Here is a 21,984-nt window from a genome sequence, read left to right as displayed (position 1 = left end):
TCAGTAAATCATGAACAAAATGACAGCTACAACCATTATTTTGTTGCTAATTATTGGATTATTAGCCGGATTTTTAAGTGGACTAATTGGAATAGGTGGAGGGATTATTATGATTCCATTGCTATTGTTAATGGGCATGTCACAACATCAATCACAAGGAATTAGTTTAGCGGTTTTGGCAGTTCCCGTAACTGCATTAGCAGCATTAAATTATTATAAAGAAGGTTATATTGATTGGCGATATCCGGCAATTATAGCAATTTGTTTTATAATTGGAGGTTATATCGGCAGTAAATTTGCCGTTTCAATAGACGAGAAAATTTTAAAGAAAATCTTTGGATTTATATTATTACTTGTTGCCGGAAAATTGATTTTTGGCAAATAATTATTGTTTAGCCAAAATGGTTTTTTTAATTGCATCAGGCGATGTAATCAAAGCAAGTCTTTCTTCAAACACTTTGTAGTTCATTTCAATTGCTTTTTTTATTGGGGTTCTCAATTCAGGTTGGGCAGCACCTCGTTTAATGTCAACAACCTGAAGGTGTTCATCAATCATATAACAGGTAGGAAAACCAAGTGTTTCTCTCATACTTTGCACAATTTCATTATCGTTTTTATAATTTTTGTGAGCATAGCAGATTTCTATTCTTGAACTGAATTTGTTGCTGAATTTTTTAGCGTCTTTTTTCTTTCCCCATATAATCACTATAAATTCTACGTCTTTGTTGAATTCTTTGGCTAATTTGTTTAATGCAGGAATTTCTCCTTTACTGGGAATGCACCAAGAGGCGTAAGTAACCAGAAAAATGGGCTTTTTAAGTTTACTGATTTTAAGTTTTTTGTTTGAAACTCTTTTTAAAGTAAAATCATTGAATTTTGAACCCACAAGTTGGTTATTAACCAAACTGTCAAACAGATATTGACCTCTTTCAAAGTCACCTGTTCGATAGGCTTCATTACTTTGGTATTTGTATTTGAGAAAATTAGTTCGTACAGCTTCCGTAAATAGTTTAGGAGGCTCTTGATTAGATTGAGCTAATAAGTTTAGGTTTGAGGCAACAACTACTAATATGAGAATAATTTTTTTCATATTTTAAGTAATTTGATTCAAACAAAGCTATTTAATTTTATTAACAAAACCAAATTTTATCGGTTAACAACCTGTTAATAAGTCTTTAAATAAAAAATAAACTACAAAATCACAGTTTCTCTGTCTCTTGATTCAACCCTATTATTTCACTATCATTTTCTTGATACTTTTTTTGTCACCTTGATAAACAGCTAACAGATACACTCCTTTTGCAAGGTTTTTAACGGCAATGGATTCAGTGGGAGTTGATGAACTTAAAACTAATTTACCCAACAAAGTATAGATTTCTACTTTATCAATTGCCACAGTTGTATGTATGTTAATAAAATCTGTTACAGGGTTTTGAAAACTAAATTTATCCAATTCAAAGGCATTAACTGTTAGTGAGCAATTGTCACCTACTACATAGGTTAAATATTTAGTTACTGATAATCCTCCGGCATAAGCAAATTTAACGGCATAACTTATTGTAGCACCAATTGTTTGATTGGTAATGGTGTAAGAGTAAGTGCTTCCTGAAACATTTGTCATTTGATATTCTGTAAATGGGGTCTGTCGCCATAAAAAGGCGACCACTCCCACTTTGTCAGTATCAAGTAATTCAAATGTAATTTTCACATCGTTACCAATAGTTTCAAATATATAATTATATCCTGTGGAAAAAGAACCTTGTTGGGCTTCTGTATCTGTTCCAGAGCAACCTGTAACACCAGTGGTTGTGGCACTTAAAAGTAGGGGATTGTTGCTGTATTGATTACCGGCGACATCACTGGCAGAAATAGAAAAATTATAGGTTGTAGTAGGCATTAAATTTGGAACAATAACAGACTTTTCAACCCCGGAAGGATTTGCTGTATTGATAGTTTGATCACCATAATTGATAGAATAGGCAACATTTCCGGAGTTATCTGTGGCGTTTAGTAACAATTCAATAGTTGAACTTGTGACATTGCCAACTGTAGCTGTGAAATTAGTAGGAGCTTCTGTATCCACTTGCAAATTTTGATAAACTCTAACATAATCTATTTCCATGGAAGCTTGTGTAAAACTAGAAGGAATATTTCCGGCAACTCCACCCATTGCGATATTTAATAAAAGATATTGTTCAGCGTCAAAAGGCCAAGTACTAGCATTTTTAACAGCAGGATTGTAGGTATAAAACGCAACACCGTCAAGAAGAAATGTAATCTGAAAAGGAGACCAATTCACAGAATAGACATGAAAATCGTTACCTAAATTTGAAGCAATAGTTCCGCCATGATTCACAGTGTTTCCAAAGGAAGATGGTGTGTGAAGGGCACTTTGTATGAAACCCGCAGGTTGCGATGGTGTAATTCCATGTTCCATAATGTCAATTTCACCACAAGCAGGCCAATTGGTGGTTCCAAATTCAGCATTAAAAAAACCACCGATTTCGTTTACATTTTTACCCAACATCCATAATGCAGGCCAAGTTCCTTGATTGGTTGGAATTTTTGCTCGGATATCAACTCGACCATATAGAAAAGCGAATTTCGAATTTAATCGAGCCGAAGTATATTGTTTGGTTACGCCTTGATTGGTGTAAGGCTCTTTAATGGCTTTTATGGTCAAAAATCCCTCATTGACAAATGAATTGCTAATGAGATTGGTGTAATGTTGCACTTCACCATTAAACCAACTTCCACCATTTGGCAATTGTGTTTGATGATGCCATTTGGTTGAATTTATAGCACCGTTCGTTTCAAATTCATCAGACCAAACTAAATCAGTATATACTACATCAACTTGAGCTTTACTGGATGCTGTTATCATAAAAATGGATAAGAAAAGAAGGAATAGTATAATTTTTTTCATGATAAATGAGTTTATTTTTTTGTGTTTTTTGTGTTTTTAAAAAAGTTAAACCGATTTACCTATTTTTAACTTAGTCTGTTTGATGATTTATAAATCGTTTTTTTGGTATTTTAATTCTTCATTTTTATCCCATAAACCCCAATAGGCACCCACTTCACCTTCGGGACCAACTTTCCATGATTCGTCAAAAGAGGAAAAGTAGAAAATTTCAATTTCGTTTAGTTTTGACCAATTTTGAGTATCAATAAAATATTTCATGGCGTTTTCAGGTGAAGCTACCGCACCTTTGAGTGAACCACCTTGACTTGGCCAGCCTGTTTCGGTGATAATCACACGTTTTCCGTTTCCGGCTTGTTTAGCCGATTCGAACATACTTTTCATGTGATTAAAGGCGTGTTCAATCGGGCAACCTTCCCAATAGGGGTAACAATTGGTCAAAATCACATCACAAGCTTCAGTAATTCGCGGACGATGTGAAAATTCATAATATGCATCAACATAACCAACCGGAATGTTTGGAAGAGCTTCTTTTACACGATGTATGTATTCCAATAATTGATCTTCGGTTAAATCGTTTCGGTACATCACTTCATTACCAACCGCGGCAATGGTTACACAACCTTCTTTGGCTAGTGAAATTAAGGCTTCTATTTCGATTTCATTTTTTTCTAAATCATTTCCAAGCCATGCACCAACCAGCGTTTTCATCCCGTTTTGATGAGCTATTCTTGGGATGTATTCATTGCCTTCAATACATGAAAAAGAACGAACCCATTTGGCATAAGGTTTTAAGATTTGAATTCTTCTGTTCACTTGTTCACCATAAATGATATCACCCGGTTTTTGATGATTTTCATACATGCTAAAACAAATGCCATGCATTCCATCTTCTAAGGTTTTTAGCCATAATTTGGATAAATCTTCAGAAGTATAGTCAGCGATTTTTATTTCCTGAAGACTATTTTCTCCACTAGTATAATTTTTATTTTCATCGAATGAAAAAAAATGACCTTCTCTAAATGACATATTTTCTTTTTTTACTGTTAAATTTCACCTCTTCTGGCAACTAATTCTTCTTTAATTTCTCTTGCTCGCTTTTCGTTCAAATTGTATTTCCACATGATGATAATTGCAATTCCTGCGGTAAGAGAGGGAATGATAATATCTGCTAATCGCAAATTATGCATGGTTTCTGCGGTTTGACTTGCTGCTCCCCCATCAAAACCAATTAATTTTAATACCAATCCACTTAGTACCAAGGCAAGTCCTTGTCCTAATTTTACCATCCACCAATAAATAGCACCAAAAGTTCCTTCTTTTCGTGGCATTCCGTTTTCTAGTTCGTCTAAATCACATACATCAGCAGTCATACTCATCATTAAGGTGAATAAACTTCCCAATCCAAAAGCGAGCATAGGTATTGGAATAAAAATTAACCACGGCACACCATGACTTGTATTTACACTGAACCACGACATATTAAGAGATTCTAAAGTTGGCCCAATAGCATCAAAAAAAGATTGCAAACCATTAGTCATGCTTTGAGCCACGGCTGTTTGGTTAAATGATTCGTTTAAGTCGGTATCAAATCCCCACCATTTTAGCAAATAACCAACAATCGATATAAATGAAGCAATTATAAAAGCTCTCTTTTTCCCCCACTTATTTGCAATTCTTGTAATAATTGGAATTACCATAAAAGCCGTTAATACGGCACTGATGGTTGCAAACCAAGCGGGCCATGTTCCTGCACCTTCATAGCTTCCATTATACATGTAAAAAACAATAATAAATACGCTGAAAGAGGCCACAATTTGAAAGCCATTAAATACTAAAAAAGTAGCCGCACAAAGCTTCATAAAGGGTTTGTTTTTAGAAACTTGTTTTATACCAATAATCAATTCTTTAAAACTGGAACCAATGGTTTTAAAGGATATTTTCTTTCTGTTTTCCATATGAGCGGCATCAATACCTTTACAGAATATGGCTGGCAAGACACCCAAAATCATGCAAATTACACCCACATAAATGGCCAATTGATTAACACCTTCTACTTGAGTTTCATACATTTTTGGATTGGCAATGATTACCCAAAACCAAGGCACAATCATCCAAGCAAATTGACCAATTGTATTGGCAAATCCCATTAAACGAGTTCGCTCATTATAATCGCTGGTCATTTCATAACCCAGACCTACTAATGGCGTTGCGAATATGGTATTACCGGTTAAAAATATTAAAGAGAAAATTAAGAAATACCAGAAATTATACATTTGAGAATTTTCCGGGCTCATTTGCCAAAGCAAAATGTAGAAAATACCACTAAGGATTGCTCCAACAAAAATATAGGGTCTTCGTCTTCCCCATTTGGATTTGGTGTTGTCTGAAACAAATCCCATAATCGGATCAGAAATGGCATCATAAAGACGCGGTAGGCCACCTAAAATACCGGCTAACAAAGGATCCATGCCAAAAGCTGTCAGAAGGAAAAAACTAAAGACACCCAAAGCTCCGGGTAGTAAGTTAAGTACTAAATGACCCGCTCCAAAAGCCGATTTTTGTAAAAAGGGAACTTTGTTTCTGCCATTTGTAACCGTTTTTTCTATAGTAGGTAGTTGATTTTCCATAATTTACTTTTTAAGGTTTAATAACCACCGTTTGTAATGCTTTTGCACTAATGGAGCTATTTTTTTTCTGGTTATTAAAACGTAATTCTATTGTTTGTTCTTTGTCAGTTGGATTAAAAATGGCAATGGCAATTGATCCATCCGGATTTTTAACTGCGGTGGTCATCAATTCATCATTGCTGATTGTACATCCAATTTTCACGGCACCCGGTCGCATGAATTTGCTAAAATGTGCCATCACATAATATAATGGTGTGAAATACACTTCATCTTTTTCAGGGTCAACAATCACAGGAGCTACACACCAGTTTTTAAACCAATTGGGTCCTCCTTGACGGTCTAAAACCATGTTCCAATCAATCCAACCATCTACCCAATTATTCAAACAGCCAATAATATCAGTTGCATAACGATTCACAGGAGCATATTTTGGATGTAAGTGTTTGTCTTGTTCACTAGCCCAATCCCAGCCCCAATCGGTAGCTTCTTTTTTCCAATACCAAGCATCATCTTGCCAATGTGGAATTTCAGAATCCACACAACCTTCGGTTTCAATTAAATATTTATTGGGTGCTTTTTTGTGAGCATATTGCAACGCATCCGGAAAATAATCATAGGTGCTTTCATACCAATGAATGGCAGTTCCGGCAAAATATTTTGATGTTTCTTCGTTTTTATACATCGCATCTACCCATTCCGGTAACCCGGCTCTGTTTTGATCGTAGCCGAAGATTTTTACGTCTTTCCAACCGTCTTTTTCTAATTTTGGTCCGAGATGATTTTGTACAAACAAAGTCATTTCTTCTGGTGAGAAGTGAGTGCTTTCCCAGTTGTTTCCGTTTCCGTGTGGTTCGTTGATAACAGTAACTCCCCAAATATCAATTCCTTCTTTTTTATATGCATGTAAATATTTTGAAAAGTACAACGCAAAGGCATCGTTGAATTCGGGTAATAATTTTCCGCCAACGTAATTTTTGTTATCTTTCATCCAAGGAGGACAAGACCATGGGGAAGAAATGATTTTAAACCCATCTTTAGAAATCGCTTTTGATTCTAAAATCATCGGAATTAAATCGTCTTTATCATCTTCGATGGTGAAATGTTCCATTAATAAATCGTTTTCTACTTTAGCATAAGTATAATTACTCAATGAAAAATCACATGATGCAATGTGTGTTCGGGTTAGTGAATATTTTGCACCATCTTCACTAAAATAAGCATCCAAAATTTTCTTTCTGTTCTCTTTGCTAAGTTTATTAAGTAGATAAGCCGAAGCTTCTGTAAATGATCCACCAAAACCGGTAATGGTTTGAAATGTTTCTTCTGGATTGATGTTGATGATTACAGCATTTTCATTTTCTGAAAATTGAGTAATTTTTGTCAATGAATTTCCTGCTTCAGAAGTTTCATAAACTTCAATTTCTATTTCTTTAGTATCAGAACAACTTGCCATAAAAAAGGTGATAAGTAACGGAATGGTTAAAAATTTTAAATCAAATTTTATGTTGAAACAGTCTTTCATTGCTTAGTTTTTTAAAATTGATGAAGGCATTTTTACATCCAACCATAATGCTTTTTCATCACCATTATAGGTTTTTGTAATTGGTTTTCCGTTTCGGGTTAAATTTTTAAAAGTTCCTTTATCCACTTCATTCCAAAGTGCATGTTTGGCTTGGTTTTGCAAATTAATTAGTCCGAAATGATTTTCTGAACCTAGTGGATTGGCACTGTCTTTCCAATTTTCGTCAAAGGCTTCAAAATAGAAACAAGAAATATTTTCTTTGTTGCTCCATTCTCGCATTAAATTATAAAACTGAGCCGATTTGTATTCGTCAGTGGCTTTTGCACCATCATTGCCGTAATGTTCGTTGGATTGCGTTGCCCAACCTGTTTCGCCAATATGAACGGGTTTGTCTACACCAATTGACTTCATATAAGCCATAACATTATTGTATTGATTTACAGCATAATCTCTTGAACGAAGCATGGCGGCATCAATTTTTTCTTTGTCAGACAACTGTAGTTCATTTTCTTTAATTCCCCAAAAAACGGGATTGTAATGTGTGTCGTGCATTGGGTACGTGTGCATAGAAATATAATCAACAGCTTTGTATAGTTGATTCAGTTCTTCCACATGATATTCGCTATCACCACCTCCCCAAGAAGCAAAATTGTCGGAGCTTGTAATCCAAACTTCTTTCGGTAACTTGTTTTCTTTCTTCAAATTCTGAAGATGATTCACCCATTTTAAAATAATATTTGGCGTTACATAATAACTGGTTGCCCATTTTACCATCGCTTCATTTCCCACAGCAATAATTTTAATGATGTCAGGATATTGATTGGTTAATCGAACGGCTTCTGCAATTTCAATGGCATTGCGATCACTTTCTTCGTGATGAATAGGAGGCAAGTTTGTCCACGCATTTTTGCAATCGATCCAAGCACCAAGCATGACATACATTTCAAACTTTTCATCATCTTTTTTTAATTCGGTAATAGCTTTCAACAGATTTGAAACTTCTTCATAATGCACATTATACGTTCGTAAAAATTTAATGTTTATGGCGGATAGTATTTTTAAATCTTCTTTTATTTCTGCTACTGTGGGCTGGATTTCGCGAGAATTTGTGCGATATCCACCGTAACAAATAGCTTGATAGTTTTCATTTCCTAAAATCATTTGGGCCGTAATTTCTTTTGAGACTAAATTGTTATTGTCTTTTTGATTACATGATAGTACCATGAGGAATATGATGTAAATCAACTTTTTCATTATCGTAAATTATTTTCGGTTAATGAAACGAATACAGATTCAATGTCACCTGTTCTGTGGACTATTTTTTCACTGGTTTTTTTATCTAATTCCAAAGTTTGAAATACTTCTGTTGTTCCGTTTTTATAAAAAACAGTCAGAGCATTTGAGGTGTCAATTTTATAAATTATCGGCACTTGACAAACACTAAATGCCAGCGAATTTTCATCAAGCTTCATTACTTTTTTATTGCCATTTTCCAAAATAAAAGTCGCCTCAGTAGTGTGTGATAAAAATTCCTTTCTGTGTAGTAAAGCAGGCTGGAAATGTAATTTTCCATCTTTCATTTTCACGCCTAATTCGCTAATTCTTGCAAGGATGTCTTCTTTTACTTGACCGGTCATTCCCGGTTGTTGTGCACCTTTGTTGAAGGGTGTGTGCGAATACGGATCGGTTGGAAAAGCTCCGTAAACCTCCGGAGATTTATGAACACCAATTCCTTCGCCAATTTCATAATGATGAGCGATTAAAGCATCAATAATTTCTTGACTTTCGTTGTTTTCAATAGCTGCTTCGCAAACTTCAGAAACAGCTACATGCAATTTTGAAACCATGTGCCAATAAATAGAACCTAAACCTTCATAACCATAGAATGTTCCGGAACGACCAGTAAAAGCTTTATGATTAAAGACTTCTTCAAAAATGTTTAAAACAGTTTCTGAATCTTTTTGAACCAATTCTTTATAATTTTCTTCTTTTTCCAATTGTTCCAAAGCATTTTTTACATCGTTGGCGTTATGGAAATTTCCATTAAAATGATAGCCGCCTTTAATGTCTTTATTGATCAATTGAAAATTATGATGTTGCAGTAGTTTTTTCAACAATTCAGAAGATTCAACTCTTTCTTTTGGAATGCTGTTTTTTTCTAAAAACTTAGGTAATTCTTTATTTGGATATAAAATATAACTTTCTTGGTCTTTGCGATAAAGTGAACTGTTACGCAATGAATTCAAAACGTCTAGCGATTCTTTTCCGTTTAAAAATCCGGAACTTAAAACGGCTACTTGACCTTCTAACATTTCAGCTAAATAGGAAATGGAAACACCGTTATTTTCAAGTGACATCAAATTATACGCATGATATAATTTGTCTTGTCGTTGATTGGCTTTGATGGCATGCTCAATAAAAGCTAAACTTACTTTGGTAAATGTTTTTAAACCAGCCATAGAATGCGTTCTCTTTTTACCCCAAAATCCACTGTTGTAGATTTGATGACGGTAATCGGAAGCTGCATTTCCTAAAGCATCCAATATTTTTTTTCTATTTTCATTATCAATTGAAGAAGATAGATGTGGTTGAAATGCCAAAAGATTTTCTCTGATTGCATGATAAAATTCAACCATTTCATTTGAAATTTTGATGGTTTCTTGGTTAGAATTTTCCAATAATTGTTCAAAGAATTTCAAAAATCTTCTTAGGTAATAGAGCGTTACCATAGAAACACCATTTCCAACCAACGCATTGTTCGCATCGTTCCATTCCGGACGTTGGGTATTCATCCAAATACCGGCTTCGGGAATAAAGTTTGACATTTTTGCCAATACCGTAGCCAGAATTTTTTCGATAAAATTAACATGATAAATTTCGTCATTATTATCTCGCAACAAGGCTCCGTCTGCACCAATAGCATTTCTTCTTGTGTTGATTTTTGCTTCCCATTCATGGCTGTAAGCAATGGTATCTTTTGAGTTTTGAACTATTTCCTCATAGGATTTAATGATGTAAGGAACGGCAGCGTAAACAAAACAATCTTTGTCGAAATAAGAATTTAATTTTCCGGGTTGGTATTTTTCGATAAACTCTAAAAATTTCAATAAATAGATAATTTGATGATCGCCCCAATAACCAATGTATGACCAAGGATTGTCGGGTTCAATAGCTTCCCAATCGAAACCGCTTTTGGTTACACGGTACGGATTATAGCCATCAAAAGTAGAAGCGTTCAAGAATTTATGAATCATTCCGTCAATAAAATCAGGAAATGCAAAAGCTAACGCTTCCCAGTTTTGGAAGATGTCACGCCAGTTTCCTTCGTAATCTAAAATTTTTGAACCGTCAATTTCGCTTCGGGTATTGATGGAAAATTTGTTCCAAGGACGACTCGGGTCACCGTGTCTTCGACTGAATTTCAGCGGAAGATATTCCGTGCAAAGACGAATTAAATCGGCATCATCGCTTTGGTTTGCAAATTCTTGAATGAACTTATAATCAAATGTTTCAGGAAGATTGTTTAAAAACGAAGCATGTTTTTCGAAAACAAGTGTATTGGCTTTGGAAAGATAGGAGGTAAAATCTTTTTTTTCAATTTGATAATTGTTATCAAAAATTCCGCCACGCATGATGTTGAACAAAACATTGGAAAAATAGCGTGAATCTTTTCTGGAATCGGCTGTAAATTGCAAACCGTCCGCTGTTGCATTCAAGGCAATGAGGTTTTGTGTCCCAAGATTCACATCATCAACCACTTTTTGTTCGAGTGTTTTATCGGTAGAAATAGTTTCAGCTAATTCGATTATTTGAGCTTGATTTTGGTTGACATTGGCGATGATTTTCCAACTTTTAGAAGCATTACTTTCTAAATTCAAATCGGTAGAAACAAAATAAGCTCCTTTTTCACCTTTTACATCTGTTTCGACTTTTGGTTTTTGATTTTTACGGAAAGCTGCAACTTGTTTTGATGATAGTAAATAAGTTGGATTTTCTAATCCCAACGACCAAGCGATGTTGGCTTTGAGAGCTTCGCTTGGTTCGGCTTTATCTACGATGATTGCACTCAGTGCAAAAATTCCTAGTCCGCTAGTTTCTTCTAATTCGCTGCGTTTGTAGGCATCTACCAAATTACTGGTAGTTGCTTGCAAACCGCTTTCTACACCATGAGGAAGAATATTTTGAATTCCGTCTAACAGTGTAATTTTGTAATTTTTGTTTGAATTGTTTATGATTTCAGAAGTTCGCACAAAGCCAAATGCGTTGCTTGAATTCCAGTGGTATCGAAACGTGAGTTGCAAATCATGAAAAATTTCTTCAAATATGATTTTGTTACCGTACGTATTCTTGTATAAATTTCTACTGATGTTGTATTTATCATTGAAGCGTTCGGAAAAGGGTTCCCAAATTAAAGTAGTGTCTTCCAACTGAATTTGAAAAATCGATTTACTTCCGGTGATATCGGCAAATTCTGTGATTTTATCATCGGTGTAATAGGGGAAGAGGGCAAATTCTGCATTTTTTCTTCCGGCGGTTAATCCTCCATTACTGGAAATAAACATCCAATGATTGGAATCACTTACGATACTCATGAAAAAGGGTCTCATGGCATCGGAGTTTTCTATTTTATAATATTTTTCGCCTTTTATTTCAATTAATTGCATAAAATCAGTTCGATTGTAATTAGTTTTTTATTTAAATCAGCTTTAAAACAAATAGTAAAGTTGAATTTTTTAAGTAATTGTTTTTAAAAATGAAAACGTACTTATATAAAATTATAAATTGCGTCTAAGGCAGTTCGTTCAGGGTTACATTATCAATATTAACTCTACCGATTGCCGCTCCTAAGTCAAAAATTACTCTTGAATTATTGTTTGTAAAATTTGCTACTAAATCAATACTGAATGTTTGAACCGATGTTGTTAAGTTTTGAGTTACAACTTGATTGGTCCACGGATCACCACTTAAACCTATTCCCACAACCATACTTCTATTTACGTCTGACCAAGCGTCAAATGTCAATCGATATGTTTTTCCTTGAGTCATAGCAATTCCTTTGTGTGATAGATTCACATCGAATGGATTACCAGCTGCGGCAACATTAACGGAAAAATAGGTGTTTCCATTTTCAGATACTAGAAGTGATGGATTTATGGGATTAACAACACCAAAGGTCCAAGGAGCAGTGCCACTTTCAAAATCGCCATTGGTTACTAATCCACCTTGAAAAACAAATATAGAAACGGTACTACTAAAAGAATCTACAGCTCCTGTTGCATTGTTTTTTGCTGTGAGTGTTACAGTATATTCGCCTGTTTGCGTAAATGTTTTTACCGGATTCTGAAACATTGAAGTTGTTCCATCACCAAAATCCCATTCATAGCTTTCTGCATTGCTAGACGTGTTTATAAACGTGATCATTCCCGGCGAAGCTTCTCTTATATAGGTATATCCGGCACTTAACTTGTTGTTTTCAATGGTGTCATCATCATTGTCACAAGCTAGAAAACTAATGAAAATGAATAATAAACTAACTATTTTTATTGATTTGTTCATGATTTTATATTTATAATTTTATTGATAAACTCTAACATAATCTACAAGCATTCTTTGAGGAAATGTTGTATTACTATTTGGACTACCTGGTAAATTTCCGCCAACAGCCACATTTAAGATCATGAAAAATGAATTATCAAACACCCATTCTCCGCCTTCGTCTTCAACTTGTTTTCTGGTGATTTGATTATACAAAACATCATCCACATACCAATTGATGTGGTTTTCGCTCCATTCTACTCCAAACACGTGGAATTCAGTATCAAATCGACTATTTTGCAAAGTATATGTTTTACCGATACTTTCTGCTCCTGAAAAACCCGGACCGTGAAGCGTTCCTAAAATTTTAGTAGGACTATTTCCTAAGTATTCCATGATGTCAATTTCGCCACATTGTGGCCAGCCATCTACATCAATATTACTTCCCAACATCCAAAAGGCAGGCCATAATCCTTGACCTAGCGGTAGCTTGATACGTGCTTCAAAACGCCCATATTTTTGATCAAATAAATTTTGAGTTTTCAATCGAGCAGAGGTATAACTTGCACCACCAAAGGCTTCTTGTTTGGCTGTGATTATCAAATAGCCATTTTGTACGACTACGTTTTCAGGTCTATCGGTATAAAATTGTAATTCATTATTTCCCCAACCATCGTTTTGCGAGCCTCTTCCAATATCATATGTCCATATTGATGGATTTGGTGCACCATCAACATCAAAATTATCTTCCATAACCAAATTGAATTTAGTGACTACAGTTTGCGTTTCATTTTGATCACAAGAATAGGTACTGATGATTAACCCTATAAAAGCAAGGGATAATACACTTATTTTATAATTTATATTTTTCATTTTTCTATATTAAAATTTTTACTAATTATTGAGCATAAAAGTATACGTTGTCTACCCAAATATTGAAGATACCGCCTGGATTTCCGGATACAAAAAACAACTGTCCAAGATTGGTAGCATCATTAAAACCCGGGAAACTTGAAATTGGAATATCAATACTTGCCCATCCGTTTGAATCAACATTGGTTAAAGTAGCAGCATTAATTACAAAAGAACCGGAAGATGTTGTTGGTCCATTAGCAAGGCTGCTATGAAGTTCAATTCTAATAAAATTACCGGCTGTTACAGCTTGTCTGACATTTATGTCAACATGTAAATGAGTCATACCACTAATATTTACTGTTGGTACAGTTTCATACATACCTATGCTGACAAAATCCAATTGTGTGTAATGAATAATATTATCAATAGTTCCATTTAGGAAAGGTGCTTGGATATCTACATTATTGGGATCATTACCGGCACCACCTTGCGTATTTGATCCCTGAAAGAAACCATTATAATGTCTTACAGGAACATTGTTATAAGCATCGCTAAAAAGTGATATTACAGTTGCCTGATTTCTTGTTGGAACTGGTGCATGAGGGAATTCTCCTGCGGCATTGATAGTTAGAGAGCCTTGAGCTAAATCATTTCCTAGTTGAGCAGTAACTAAAGCTGTACCTGAGGACCCAATAATTTGAGTGGTCATTTGGCCAAAATTATTTAATTCAAAAGGACTCGTTACAGCAGGATTTGAAGAATTGAAGTTAAAATAGGAAGGTGCTGCATTAACAGAAATATTTTGCCCGTTTGACAGGTTGAATACTGCTCCCAAATTACCTAAAACTTGATTGGATCCTATAAATCCTGACACGGTAAGGTCTTGACCATCGAGCATGTAAGGATATAAAAGGTTGTTGTTGCCTAACTTTTCAAAACGCAATTCATCTATCCAAATGGTATAGCCTTGACCGTTTGTGCTTTCAGTTCCGGCTGCAAAAATAAACAGTCCTCTTTCTTTGTTCAGTTTTGAGGGATCAGGTATAGGAATAACGTACTTTTTCCAACCGGTAGAAAGTTGTAAATTTGACACAGAAGTTTCGTATTTGCTTTCTTCAAAATCTACACCAAAACCTACTGTTCCAAAAGATGCTGTTGTAGAGGCTTTTGCCCAGAATGTTAAGGCATCAAATCCTGTGAGATTTCTTCCAACACCTCTATCTCTAAAAATTCCTCCAATATAACCGCCTTCGGGATCATTAGGGGCGGGGACATCAATTCTGATTGATGAACGACCTACATAGGCAACATTATTATCTACACCAAATCCGAAAGGATTTGCACCAGAGGCCGGGTCAAAAGATTCAAAAAAAGCATCGGTAAGTCCTATAGGAGCATCTGTAAATATATCAGCCGTATTGGAATAAGTTGCAAGAACAGCATCATCAGAAATCTCTCTTTCACATCCAACAAAAAAGAGCGTAAAAGTAAATGCCATCAAACTGAAAAATTTTAAATTTTTATTTATTATATTTTTCATAATTAAATGTTTTTAAAAGTTAGTTGTTGTAGAAATATATGTTATCCACATATAATGAAGAGTTATCACCACCTTCAAAAATAATTTGTGCTAAATTTGATCTACTTTGCAAGTTAGGCATTGCTGAAAAAGGGATGTCAATGGATACCCAATTTTGTGAAACAAGCGTTGGAGCTAAAAAAGTTGTTGAATGTCTAGTATCGTCTCCTCCACCAAACACGCCATTTGCACCAAAATCAACAATAATTATTCTTAATTCTCTACCCGGAGCAATCGGGCCTGGAAAATAAAAATCAGCATGAAAATGAGTCATGTTAGTGGCATTAACCGTAGGGTTACTAAATTCTATTCCAACAAAGTTAAAAATTGTATAGTGTAAAATATTATCATTATTAACGGTAAAATCAGCTGAAAGTGTTGTCTGCCATGGTGCCCAATAACCATTAAAATAATTAACCGGAACGTTGGGATAGGCATTTGAAAAAATCGATATGACTTGACTGCTAGGTCTTGTGGGAGTTGGTGCAAATGAAAAAGCACCAAGACTGTTAATGGTTACACTACCCACTGTTTCATTTCCATTAAATGAAGCAGTAATAACAGCTATTCCTTGATTTAATGTGCTTATAGATCCTGTTGAATTAACAGTAGCAATAGAAGGATTAGAGGAAACAAATTCAAAATAACTTGGTGAACACATTACGACTAAATTAGTAGCATTAGGCATATTAAAAACGGTTTGCATACCTCTAACTTGATTTGTTGTGCCTTGATAAGTATTTATTTCAGTATTGTTTCCGGCTTCAATTGAACTTTGCATCTGTAAAATGGTTTCTATTTTTTCGAATTTTATTTCGTCAATCCATAAGGAGTAGGCTTCACCTGAAGTTCCTTGAGTTCCAAGTGCATATCTGAATACACCTCTTTCGTTAGTTAATTTTGAAGGGTCAGGAAAAGGAATAATCACTTTTGACCAACCAGTATCAACATCTACATTTAAAAGAGTTGCCATGTATTTATTTTCTCCAAAATCTTCTCCAAATCCTATTTGGTCTATTGTAACACCTCTAGAAGCTTTAACCCAAAGAGTCAAAGCATTAAAACCTGTTAAGTTTCTACCAACTCCATCAATCATAAAAATACCTCCGGCATAATTCCCGTTGGGATTTGATGCATTGGGAACGTTTATTTTTATGGAAGTATTACTTTGGTAACCTTGGGTTCTGTCTATAGTAAAGCTTTCAAAATTGGAACCTTCATAAAATTTTATAAAGTCAGCTCCCATGCCAACAAAATTATCTGTAAAGATGTCCGCAATTCTTGGGTAAGTTGCTTCTACAGCATCTTCTGATATATCTCTTTCGCAACTCGAAAAAACAAGCAAAAAAGCTATGAGTATTTGAGTTACAAAGTAATAGTTGGTGCTAGTTTTATTTTTCATAGTTTAAGTATTTAAATCTAAATTTCCAACTTTACTTGCCAACGTTAATTTGGATGTAGGTTCTAATTTCCCATTCACTTCCGTTGGGAAAACCTACCGGACTCAATATGGGCTGGTTTTGAAATTCAGCTGCCGCATTGGGAGCATATCTTGGTGAATATTGATCTAACGCCCTCCAAGTACCTCTTACTCCAATTCTTGTATTGGGTAAAATAAACCAATCTGGTTTTCCTAAACTTAAAGATGCATCAAGCATGGTTTGGAGCGGATAGGTAAGGTTAAAATCTCTGTGGTAATCAAATGGACCCCAATCATTTATTTTTAGAGCATACATAAATTTCCATTTATTCATGATTGCTCTTACATCAAAGCCAAACCTGTTGATTGTTCTGTCAGAATCTCCATTACCCTGACCGTTACCAATATAAAAGTTTCCAATAATACCTAAATCAGGACTTATTTTTGATACTACTCTGGAGTGTACTTCCCATAAATCTTCTGCAGGTGCTGAATTTGGAAATGCGAAAAACGTACGATCTGCTAAGAAACCGATATGAGCATCCATTGTTGTGGGTAATCGTCTATAGACAAATCCCATATTCATTGCAAACTTAGCATCTTCTGCTCTATCGTTATCCCATTGATACATCCATGAGCCAGGAGTTGGGTCATAAGTAAACAATAATTCATATCCATACATTTCTCTGTTACCATTTCTAACGGCAAAAGGGTCGTCAATTAAGTTTCTCAATCTTGCAGGTCCTCCAAAATTATTTGGGATGGCATCTACCAAAGGTTCTTGATACATAAAGTTTGGTGCAATCTGAATTTTTCCTACTGAATAAGTAAATCCAGATAATACATTTGCCATATTTCCACTTCCTGAGTCTTTAAGTTTCCAACCAGTGAACGTTTGGGTTTGGTCAGCACCACCACTTGCAACTAATCCCATAAGAGATGCTTGTCCGTACCAATTGAATATACCACTTTGATAAGTTAATTTAAACTTACCACCCCAATTGTCACTACTTTTAATTTTATCTTCAACAACAACACCATCGTCGGTTATGTCTTGATAAGAACTTCCGTTAAGTGGATTACCTCCCCAAATACCTCCTAGTACAATACCAAATTTACCAAATTTTCTTTCAATTGCTATAGTTGCACGTTCTGTTGCCCAAGGTGGAATAACCCCCGAACGCACTTGGTTTTGGTTTAACACACGTCTTCCAGTTTCATCAAACGTAATTTCTGTATTGAAATCTCTATGATAGATACCTGTTAAATTCCAGTTAGCAATTTTGCGTTGGTATTTAAATAAAGAACTGGGATTAGCTCCCCACCATAATTGAGGACCGGCAGCTATTTTTAAACCTTTAAAAGCTCCTTTAACATCTACCTCGATTCCGGATATTTCACCATTATAGATGTCTAAATTAGGACCATAATTAGCTTCAGGATAGAGTCCGAAAAAATCACCTTCATAGCCCCAATGATAATGTCCTGTTCTGTAAAAACCTTTTAAATCAAATTCTTTGGCGTTCCATTCAAATTCAGCTTGATAGACTCTTAATCGTTGCAAGTCATTCATTACAACATCGGTATTATTTCCACCATCAACACCCACAAAGGTGGTTCTTCTCCCAACATTTTCATAGAAAATTTCATCAATAGGGTTTTCAGCTACGTTGCCAAGAACGTTAAAAGTTACCTCAGCTCTCATATTAGAGGCCGGATTAGCTTCAACTCCTATGTAGTAAGATTGCATTTGATCAAAACCCAATTGGTTTGGATATACATTACTATTAGAGTCTGCTGTTTCTGGAGTTGTTATTAAATGGCCACCAGTACTAAAGGTTGTAAATTCAGCGGTTAATCTGCTAAAACGAATTTTGCTAGTTGAACTGCTTTCTAATGCTGCCTTGTCGCCTCTAGCTCTTAACTTAGCGTCAATTAAATAGATGTTATTAAAATGTTTGTTAATATCAGCTTGAGTTTTACCGCCATCATAAGGGTTAAATTGATGTACCTCTTTTAAAGTATAATATGCAGCTCTAGGGTAAAGTGTATAATTTCCTTGATTATTAGTTGGGCCTTTAGCACAAATTCCAAACCATTCTTCATTCATATTATTTACACCTTCTTCATAATCAAATTCATATCCACCATTGGACCAGGAAGCATTGCTGTCATGTTTGTCTAAGTTTGTGGTTTGACCAAATTTCCACCAACCATCACTAAATTGAAAGGTATAACCACCTAAAGAGTTACCGCTTTTTCCTAACCCTTGAGCATTTTCATAAATTTCTTTCCAATTGCTTTTTAAATAATAGGCTTGAGCCTGTTGATCTTCTTGTAGTGTTCTAGCATTAAAGGCATCAGAACCAAATTCTGTTAACAAGACAGGTTTTCCGTATTCATTTTTAACCCTTTCAAACAAATCACCAAAAGATTTTCCACGATACACATTAATACCAAAAATATCAACATCAGGACATTCTTTGGCAATAATGTCTAAAAATAATAAATCACCATTACAAATTGCAACTGGGTTATTAGGATTAATAGATTTCATGGCTTTAGACGCCTCATTCATTAGGTTATACATCGGTGTTCCTCTTGTTTTTCCAATATAAGCCTTTTGGGCATCATCATCTGGAAAGTCTTCTGTTTCTGCACCTGCCCAAAACAAGCCATAGTTGTTTTCGTTTCCAAGTAAAAACAATAATAAACCACGAGTGTTTTTGTAAGTTTCACTTAATTCTTTTACTTCAGACATAAGTAAGTCTCTTGTCTTTTTGTCTGAATAGTCTGTTACTGGAGTCCAAACACCATTTATGGTAAGACCATAACGACCAAAAGAGTGGTTAAGCATTGTATATATTCCATAATTGTCATAAATATATTCTACCCATTTTTTGGGTATACCTGCATAAACACGAATAGAATTTACACCCATATTCTGGAGGAGTGCCATCTCATCGTCTAAGGCAGTTTTGATAACAGTTTCAGGTTGATTCCAAAGACTGTAATCATAATTAGTGCCTATTGGAAAGTAATCCCAATTCATACCATTAACCATAAAGTCTTTTCCATTAACTTTAAGTTTTGTTCCGGAATTACTGTTATCAATAGTAACTTTTTCTGTTTGAGAAAAAATTAAAGAGGAATAACACCAAAAAATTAGTAATAAAATTATTTTTTTCATTTGGTTTGTTTGATTAAAAAGATTAATGAAATATGTAAAAAGTTGTTAGTTAAATTTTCGATTCTATAAAAATACTAATGAAATATTACATTATTAGTAAACTGACCTCAACAAAAAATATACATTTTTGTAAAATTGGATATATAAGTTGTTTTTAAACTTCAAAAAAAGAAAACCCAATTGGATTTGTAATTATGAATTGAAGGACAGATTGAATTAAAGGTCTTCAAGTATATTTAACTAAAATTAACAATTATGTTGTTTGAAGTCTTATAAATAGTGAGGAAATTCCATTTTATTTAAAATAGAAGGTATGGGTATTGATCAATAAAGTCAACTGCAAATTGAAGAAATCATGAAGTTTAAATTATTTGTTTTTTATTGTAAAAATATATGATACCTTATATTGAAATATAGTAATTTCAAACGTTAATGTTGAGGTGATGTATAGTTAATATAAGCTAAAAATGCATTGTGTACATCATCTTTTTTAAACTCAACAAGCAAAGACTTGTCGATTAAACTACTTTATTTGAAAATCAAATCTTTGATGATAGATAATAAAGGTTTGCCAATCACTAAGAGTGTATTGTAGATTAATGTAATATGCAATCTAATCTAATAATTTAGTACAACTAAATATATTGAATTGTACATTTTTATAGGAATAATTATTTACCATATACTACTATTTTGTATTGTTTTTTTTTAAAATTATATCAATCGCTTTTATAAAATTCTAAGTAGTTTATTTAACTACTTAGAATCTTATATGTGCTTTTAATCTAATACCAAATTGAAAAGTAAATGCCCATAACTGTTTATATAAGACATAAAAAAAAGGCTGTCCTTGATGGACAGCCTTTGAATTATAAAATTTTATTTTTATTTATTCTTTAACAATTCTAGTAGTGGATACAGCACCGTTAATTGTTGCTTTAACTACATAAACACCTACTTGAAGATTTGAAATATCAATAGCTGCTTGTTGGTTGTTTGGAGTTGTCGTAATAACTTCTTGACCTAACAAATTGTAAACGGCAACTTTTTCTAAAATTTCTTGTGCTTCAATTGTGAAGTTAGATGAAGCAGGATTTGGGTACAATTTAATTTGTGAAGCTTCAAAACTTGAAACACCTAATGTAGTGTTTTTGTGTAAATATAAATTGTCATAGAAAACAGTACCTAAATCAGATGTAATTACAAATTGTACTAAATCATTTCTGTTTGCATTTACAATTGGTGCAAAATTAGCTAGCGGAATATCTAAAGAAATCCATGTTCCTGGATTTGGATTAGTTAAAAAGTTTGAATTATTTATTGAAAATTCAATAGCATTTGCTTCTCCGGCTCCACCATTCCAATTTGAAAATTTAACGTTAAAACTTTTGTCAAGTGTTGCTGTTTCTGTCCAAATATCCATGTGGAAATGTGTAAAAGTAGTAGCGTCAAATCTACCGGCTAAAAAGGTAACACCTTCACAACCTAATCCGGTTACTTTGTGCGTGTTATTTCCTTGAATTTGAACTAAAGTTGTATTTGCACCACACCAAGAGTTGTTATAGGTATTGTCATCACCGGTATAGCCAATAACTGAAATAGGAGCGTAAGCATCACTAAATATTGATCGCACATCAGCAGCAGCTCTTGCAGGTGGTGTTGGAGCAGCAGTTGCAGGCTCTGCAGGAGGAAGAATCGGAGTAGCTTCACTAGTAATATTATCTATGTAAACAGTAAAGTTACCTGGTGGTAAAAAACCAGCATTATTTGGATTCCAGTTAGGGAAAAACACAATTTTTTGATAATTTCCATCAGCAGTTGTAGTTCCATCTAAACCTTGAGTAAAGGTAAATGTAAGTGTTTGCCAAGTATTTGGGGTAGTATAATTCTGTGATGCAGCTGAATTAGGACCTCCCACTTCAACTTTTGCCAATAAAGTAAATGCTTGAGTTGCATAAACATCTATTTGTACAGTTTTAACGGTAGTCAATTTGATTAAAGTATTTTGTTGTAAAACCTCAGCACCTTGCCATGGGTTTCCACCTGATTGACTAACCAATCTTAAATTGTTCATTCTTGTTCCACCAACTTCAGGATCCATTTCTATACTAGCACTTCCCAAACCTTCAAAACCTACAAAGGTAAAAGAAGAGGGAGTTTCAAAGTTTTGCACAACCACTTGTTGAGCAAATCCTACAGAAATTACCATTAAGGTAATAAATAGAGTAATTTTTTTCATAATATTTAATTTTTCAGTTAATAATTGTTAATTCCAAAATTAAATATTAAATGTAGTAAAATAACATACTTTAATATATACTAACTATACA

At 34.3% G+C, this 21,984-nt stretch carries 14 protein-coding genes; 1 reads left to right on the top strand and 13 read right to left on the bottom strand.

Annotated features, from left to right (window positions below):
- The first annotated feature begins 10 nt into the window (after positions 1-10).
- Entirely contained in the window at positions 11-385 is a 375-nt protein-coding gene (locus tag IEV15_RS09990) for a sulfite exporter TauE/SafE family protein (RefSeq protein ID WP_308418844.1), read from the top strand.
- Here the strand turns inward: IEV15_RS09990 and IEV15_RS09985 are convergent, their stop codons facing one another.
- The 13 genes from IEV15_RS09985 to IEV15_RS09925 all read right to left on the bottom strand — a co-directional run bounded on the left by IEV15_RS09985 (position 386) and on the right by IEV15_RS09925 (position 21,893).
- Entirely contained in the window at positions 386-1,090 is a 705-nt protein-coding gene (locus IEV15_RS09985; RefSeq protein WP_188362378.1) for a TlpA family protein disulfide reductase, read from the bottom strand.
- A 141-nt stretch (positions 1,091-1,231) separates the two neighbouring features.
- On the bottom strand, positions 1,232-2,926 hold the full coding sequence (locus tag IEV15_RS09980) for a family 16 glycosylhydrolase (RefSeq protein ID WP_188362377.1): 1,695 nt from the start codon (positions 2,924-2,926) through the stop codon (positions 1,232-1,234).
- 87 nt (positions 2,927-3,013) lie between these two features.
- Positions 3,014-3,952 (bottom strand): glycoside hydrolase family 17 protein, encoded by a 939-nt coding sequence (locus IEV15_RS09975; RefSeq protein WP_188362376.1) that lies wholly within the window; start codon positions 3,950-3,952, stop codon positions 3,014-3,016.
- 17 nt (positions 3,953-3,969) lie between these two features.
- Positions 3,970-5,553 (bottom strand): MFS transporter, encoded by a 1,584-nt coding sequence (locus IEV15_RS09970; protein ID WP_188362375.1) that lies wholly within the window; start codon positions 5,551-5,553, stop codon positions 3,970-3,972.
- Between the two features lie 10 nt (positions 5,554-5,563).
- Positions 5,564-7,075: a glycoside hydrolase family 30 protein gene (locus tag IEV15_RS09965; RefSeq protein ID WP_373282161.1), complete on the bottom strand. Its 1,512-nt coding sequence runs from the start codon at positions 7,073-7,075 to the stop codon at positions 5,564-5,566.
- Between the two features lie 3 nt (positions 7,076-7,078).
- On the bottom strand, positions 7,079-8,299 hold the full coding sequence (locus IEV15_RS09960) for a glycoside hydrolase family 17 protein (protein WP_188362487.1): 1,221 nt from the start codon (positions 8,297-8,299) through the stop codon (positions 7,079-7,081).
- 29 nt (positions 8,300-8,328) lie between these two features.
- Positions 8,329-11,739, bottom strand: a complete 3,411-nt coding sequence (locus IEV15_RS09955) for a 1,3-beta-D-glucan phosphorylase, GH149 family (protein WP_188362374.1) — start codon at positions 11,737-11,739, stop codon at positions 8,329-8,331.
- A 124-nt stretch (positions 11,740-11,863) separates the two neighbouring features.
- A complete protein-coding gene (locus IEV15_RS09950; protein WP_188362373.1) occupies positions 11,864-12,631 on the bottom strand; it encodes a carbohydrate binding domain-containing protein in 768 nt (255 codons plus the stop codon).
- Positions 12,632-12,649: 18 nt separating this feature from the next.
- On the bottom strand, positions 12,650-13,483 hold the full coding sequence (locus IEV15_RS09945) for a glycoside hydrolase family 16 protein (protein WP_188362372.1): 834 nt from the start codon (positions 13,481-13,483) through the stop codon (positions 12,650-12,652).
- Positions 13,484-13,508: 25 nt separating this feature from the next.
- Positions 13,509-15,005 carry a carbohydrate-binding protein gene (locus IEV15_RS09940; RefSeq protein WP_229734136.1) on the bottom strand — a complete coding sequence of 499 codons (1,497 nt, stop codon included), beginning with the start codon at positions 15,003-15,005 and terminating at the stop codon, positions 13,509-13,511.
- 19 nt (positions 15,006-15,024) lie between these two features.
- Positions 15,025-16,446, bottom strand: coding sequence for a glycosyl hydrolase family 16 (locus IEV15_RS09935; protein WP_188362371.1), 1,422 nt, complete (start codon positions 16,444-16,446; stop codon positions 15,025-15,027).
- A 31-nt stretch (positions 16,447-16,477) separates the two neighbouring features.
- Positions 16,478-19,654, bottom strand: a complete 3,177-nt coding sequence (locus IEV15_RS09930; RefSeq protein ID WP_188362370.1) for a glycoside hydrolase 5 family protein — start codon at positions 19,652-19,654, stop codon at positions 16,478-16,480.
- Between the two features lie 889 nt (positions 19,655-20,543).
- Positions 20,544-21,893 carry a T9SS type A sorting domain-containing protein gene (locus IEV15_RS09925; protein ID WP_188362369.1) on the bottom strand — a complete coding sequence of 450 codons (1,350 nt, stop codon included), beginning with the start codon at positions 21,891-21,893 and terminating at the stop codon, positions 20,544-20,546.
- Positions 21,894-21,984: the final 91 nt, after the last annotated feature.

Source organism: Flavobacterium orientale, assembly GCF_014638005.1.
Lineage (GTDB): Bacteria > Bacteroidota > Bacteroidia > Flavobacteriales > Flavobacteriaceae > Flavobacterium > Flavobacterium orientale.
Note: the sequence above shows the minus strand (reverse complement) of the source record. Positions and strands in the feature narration are given on the sequence as shown.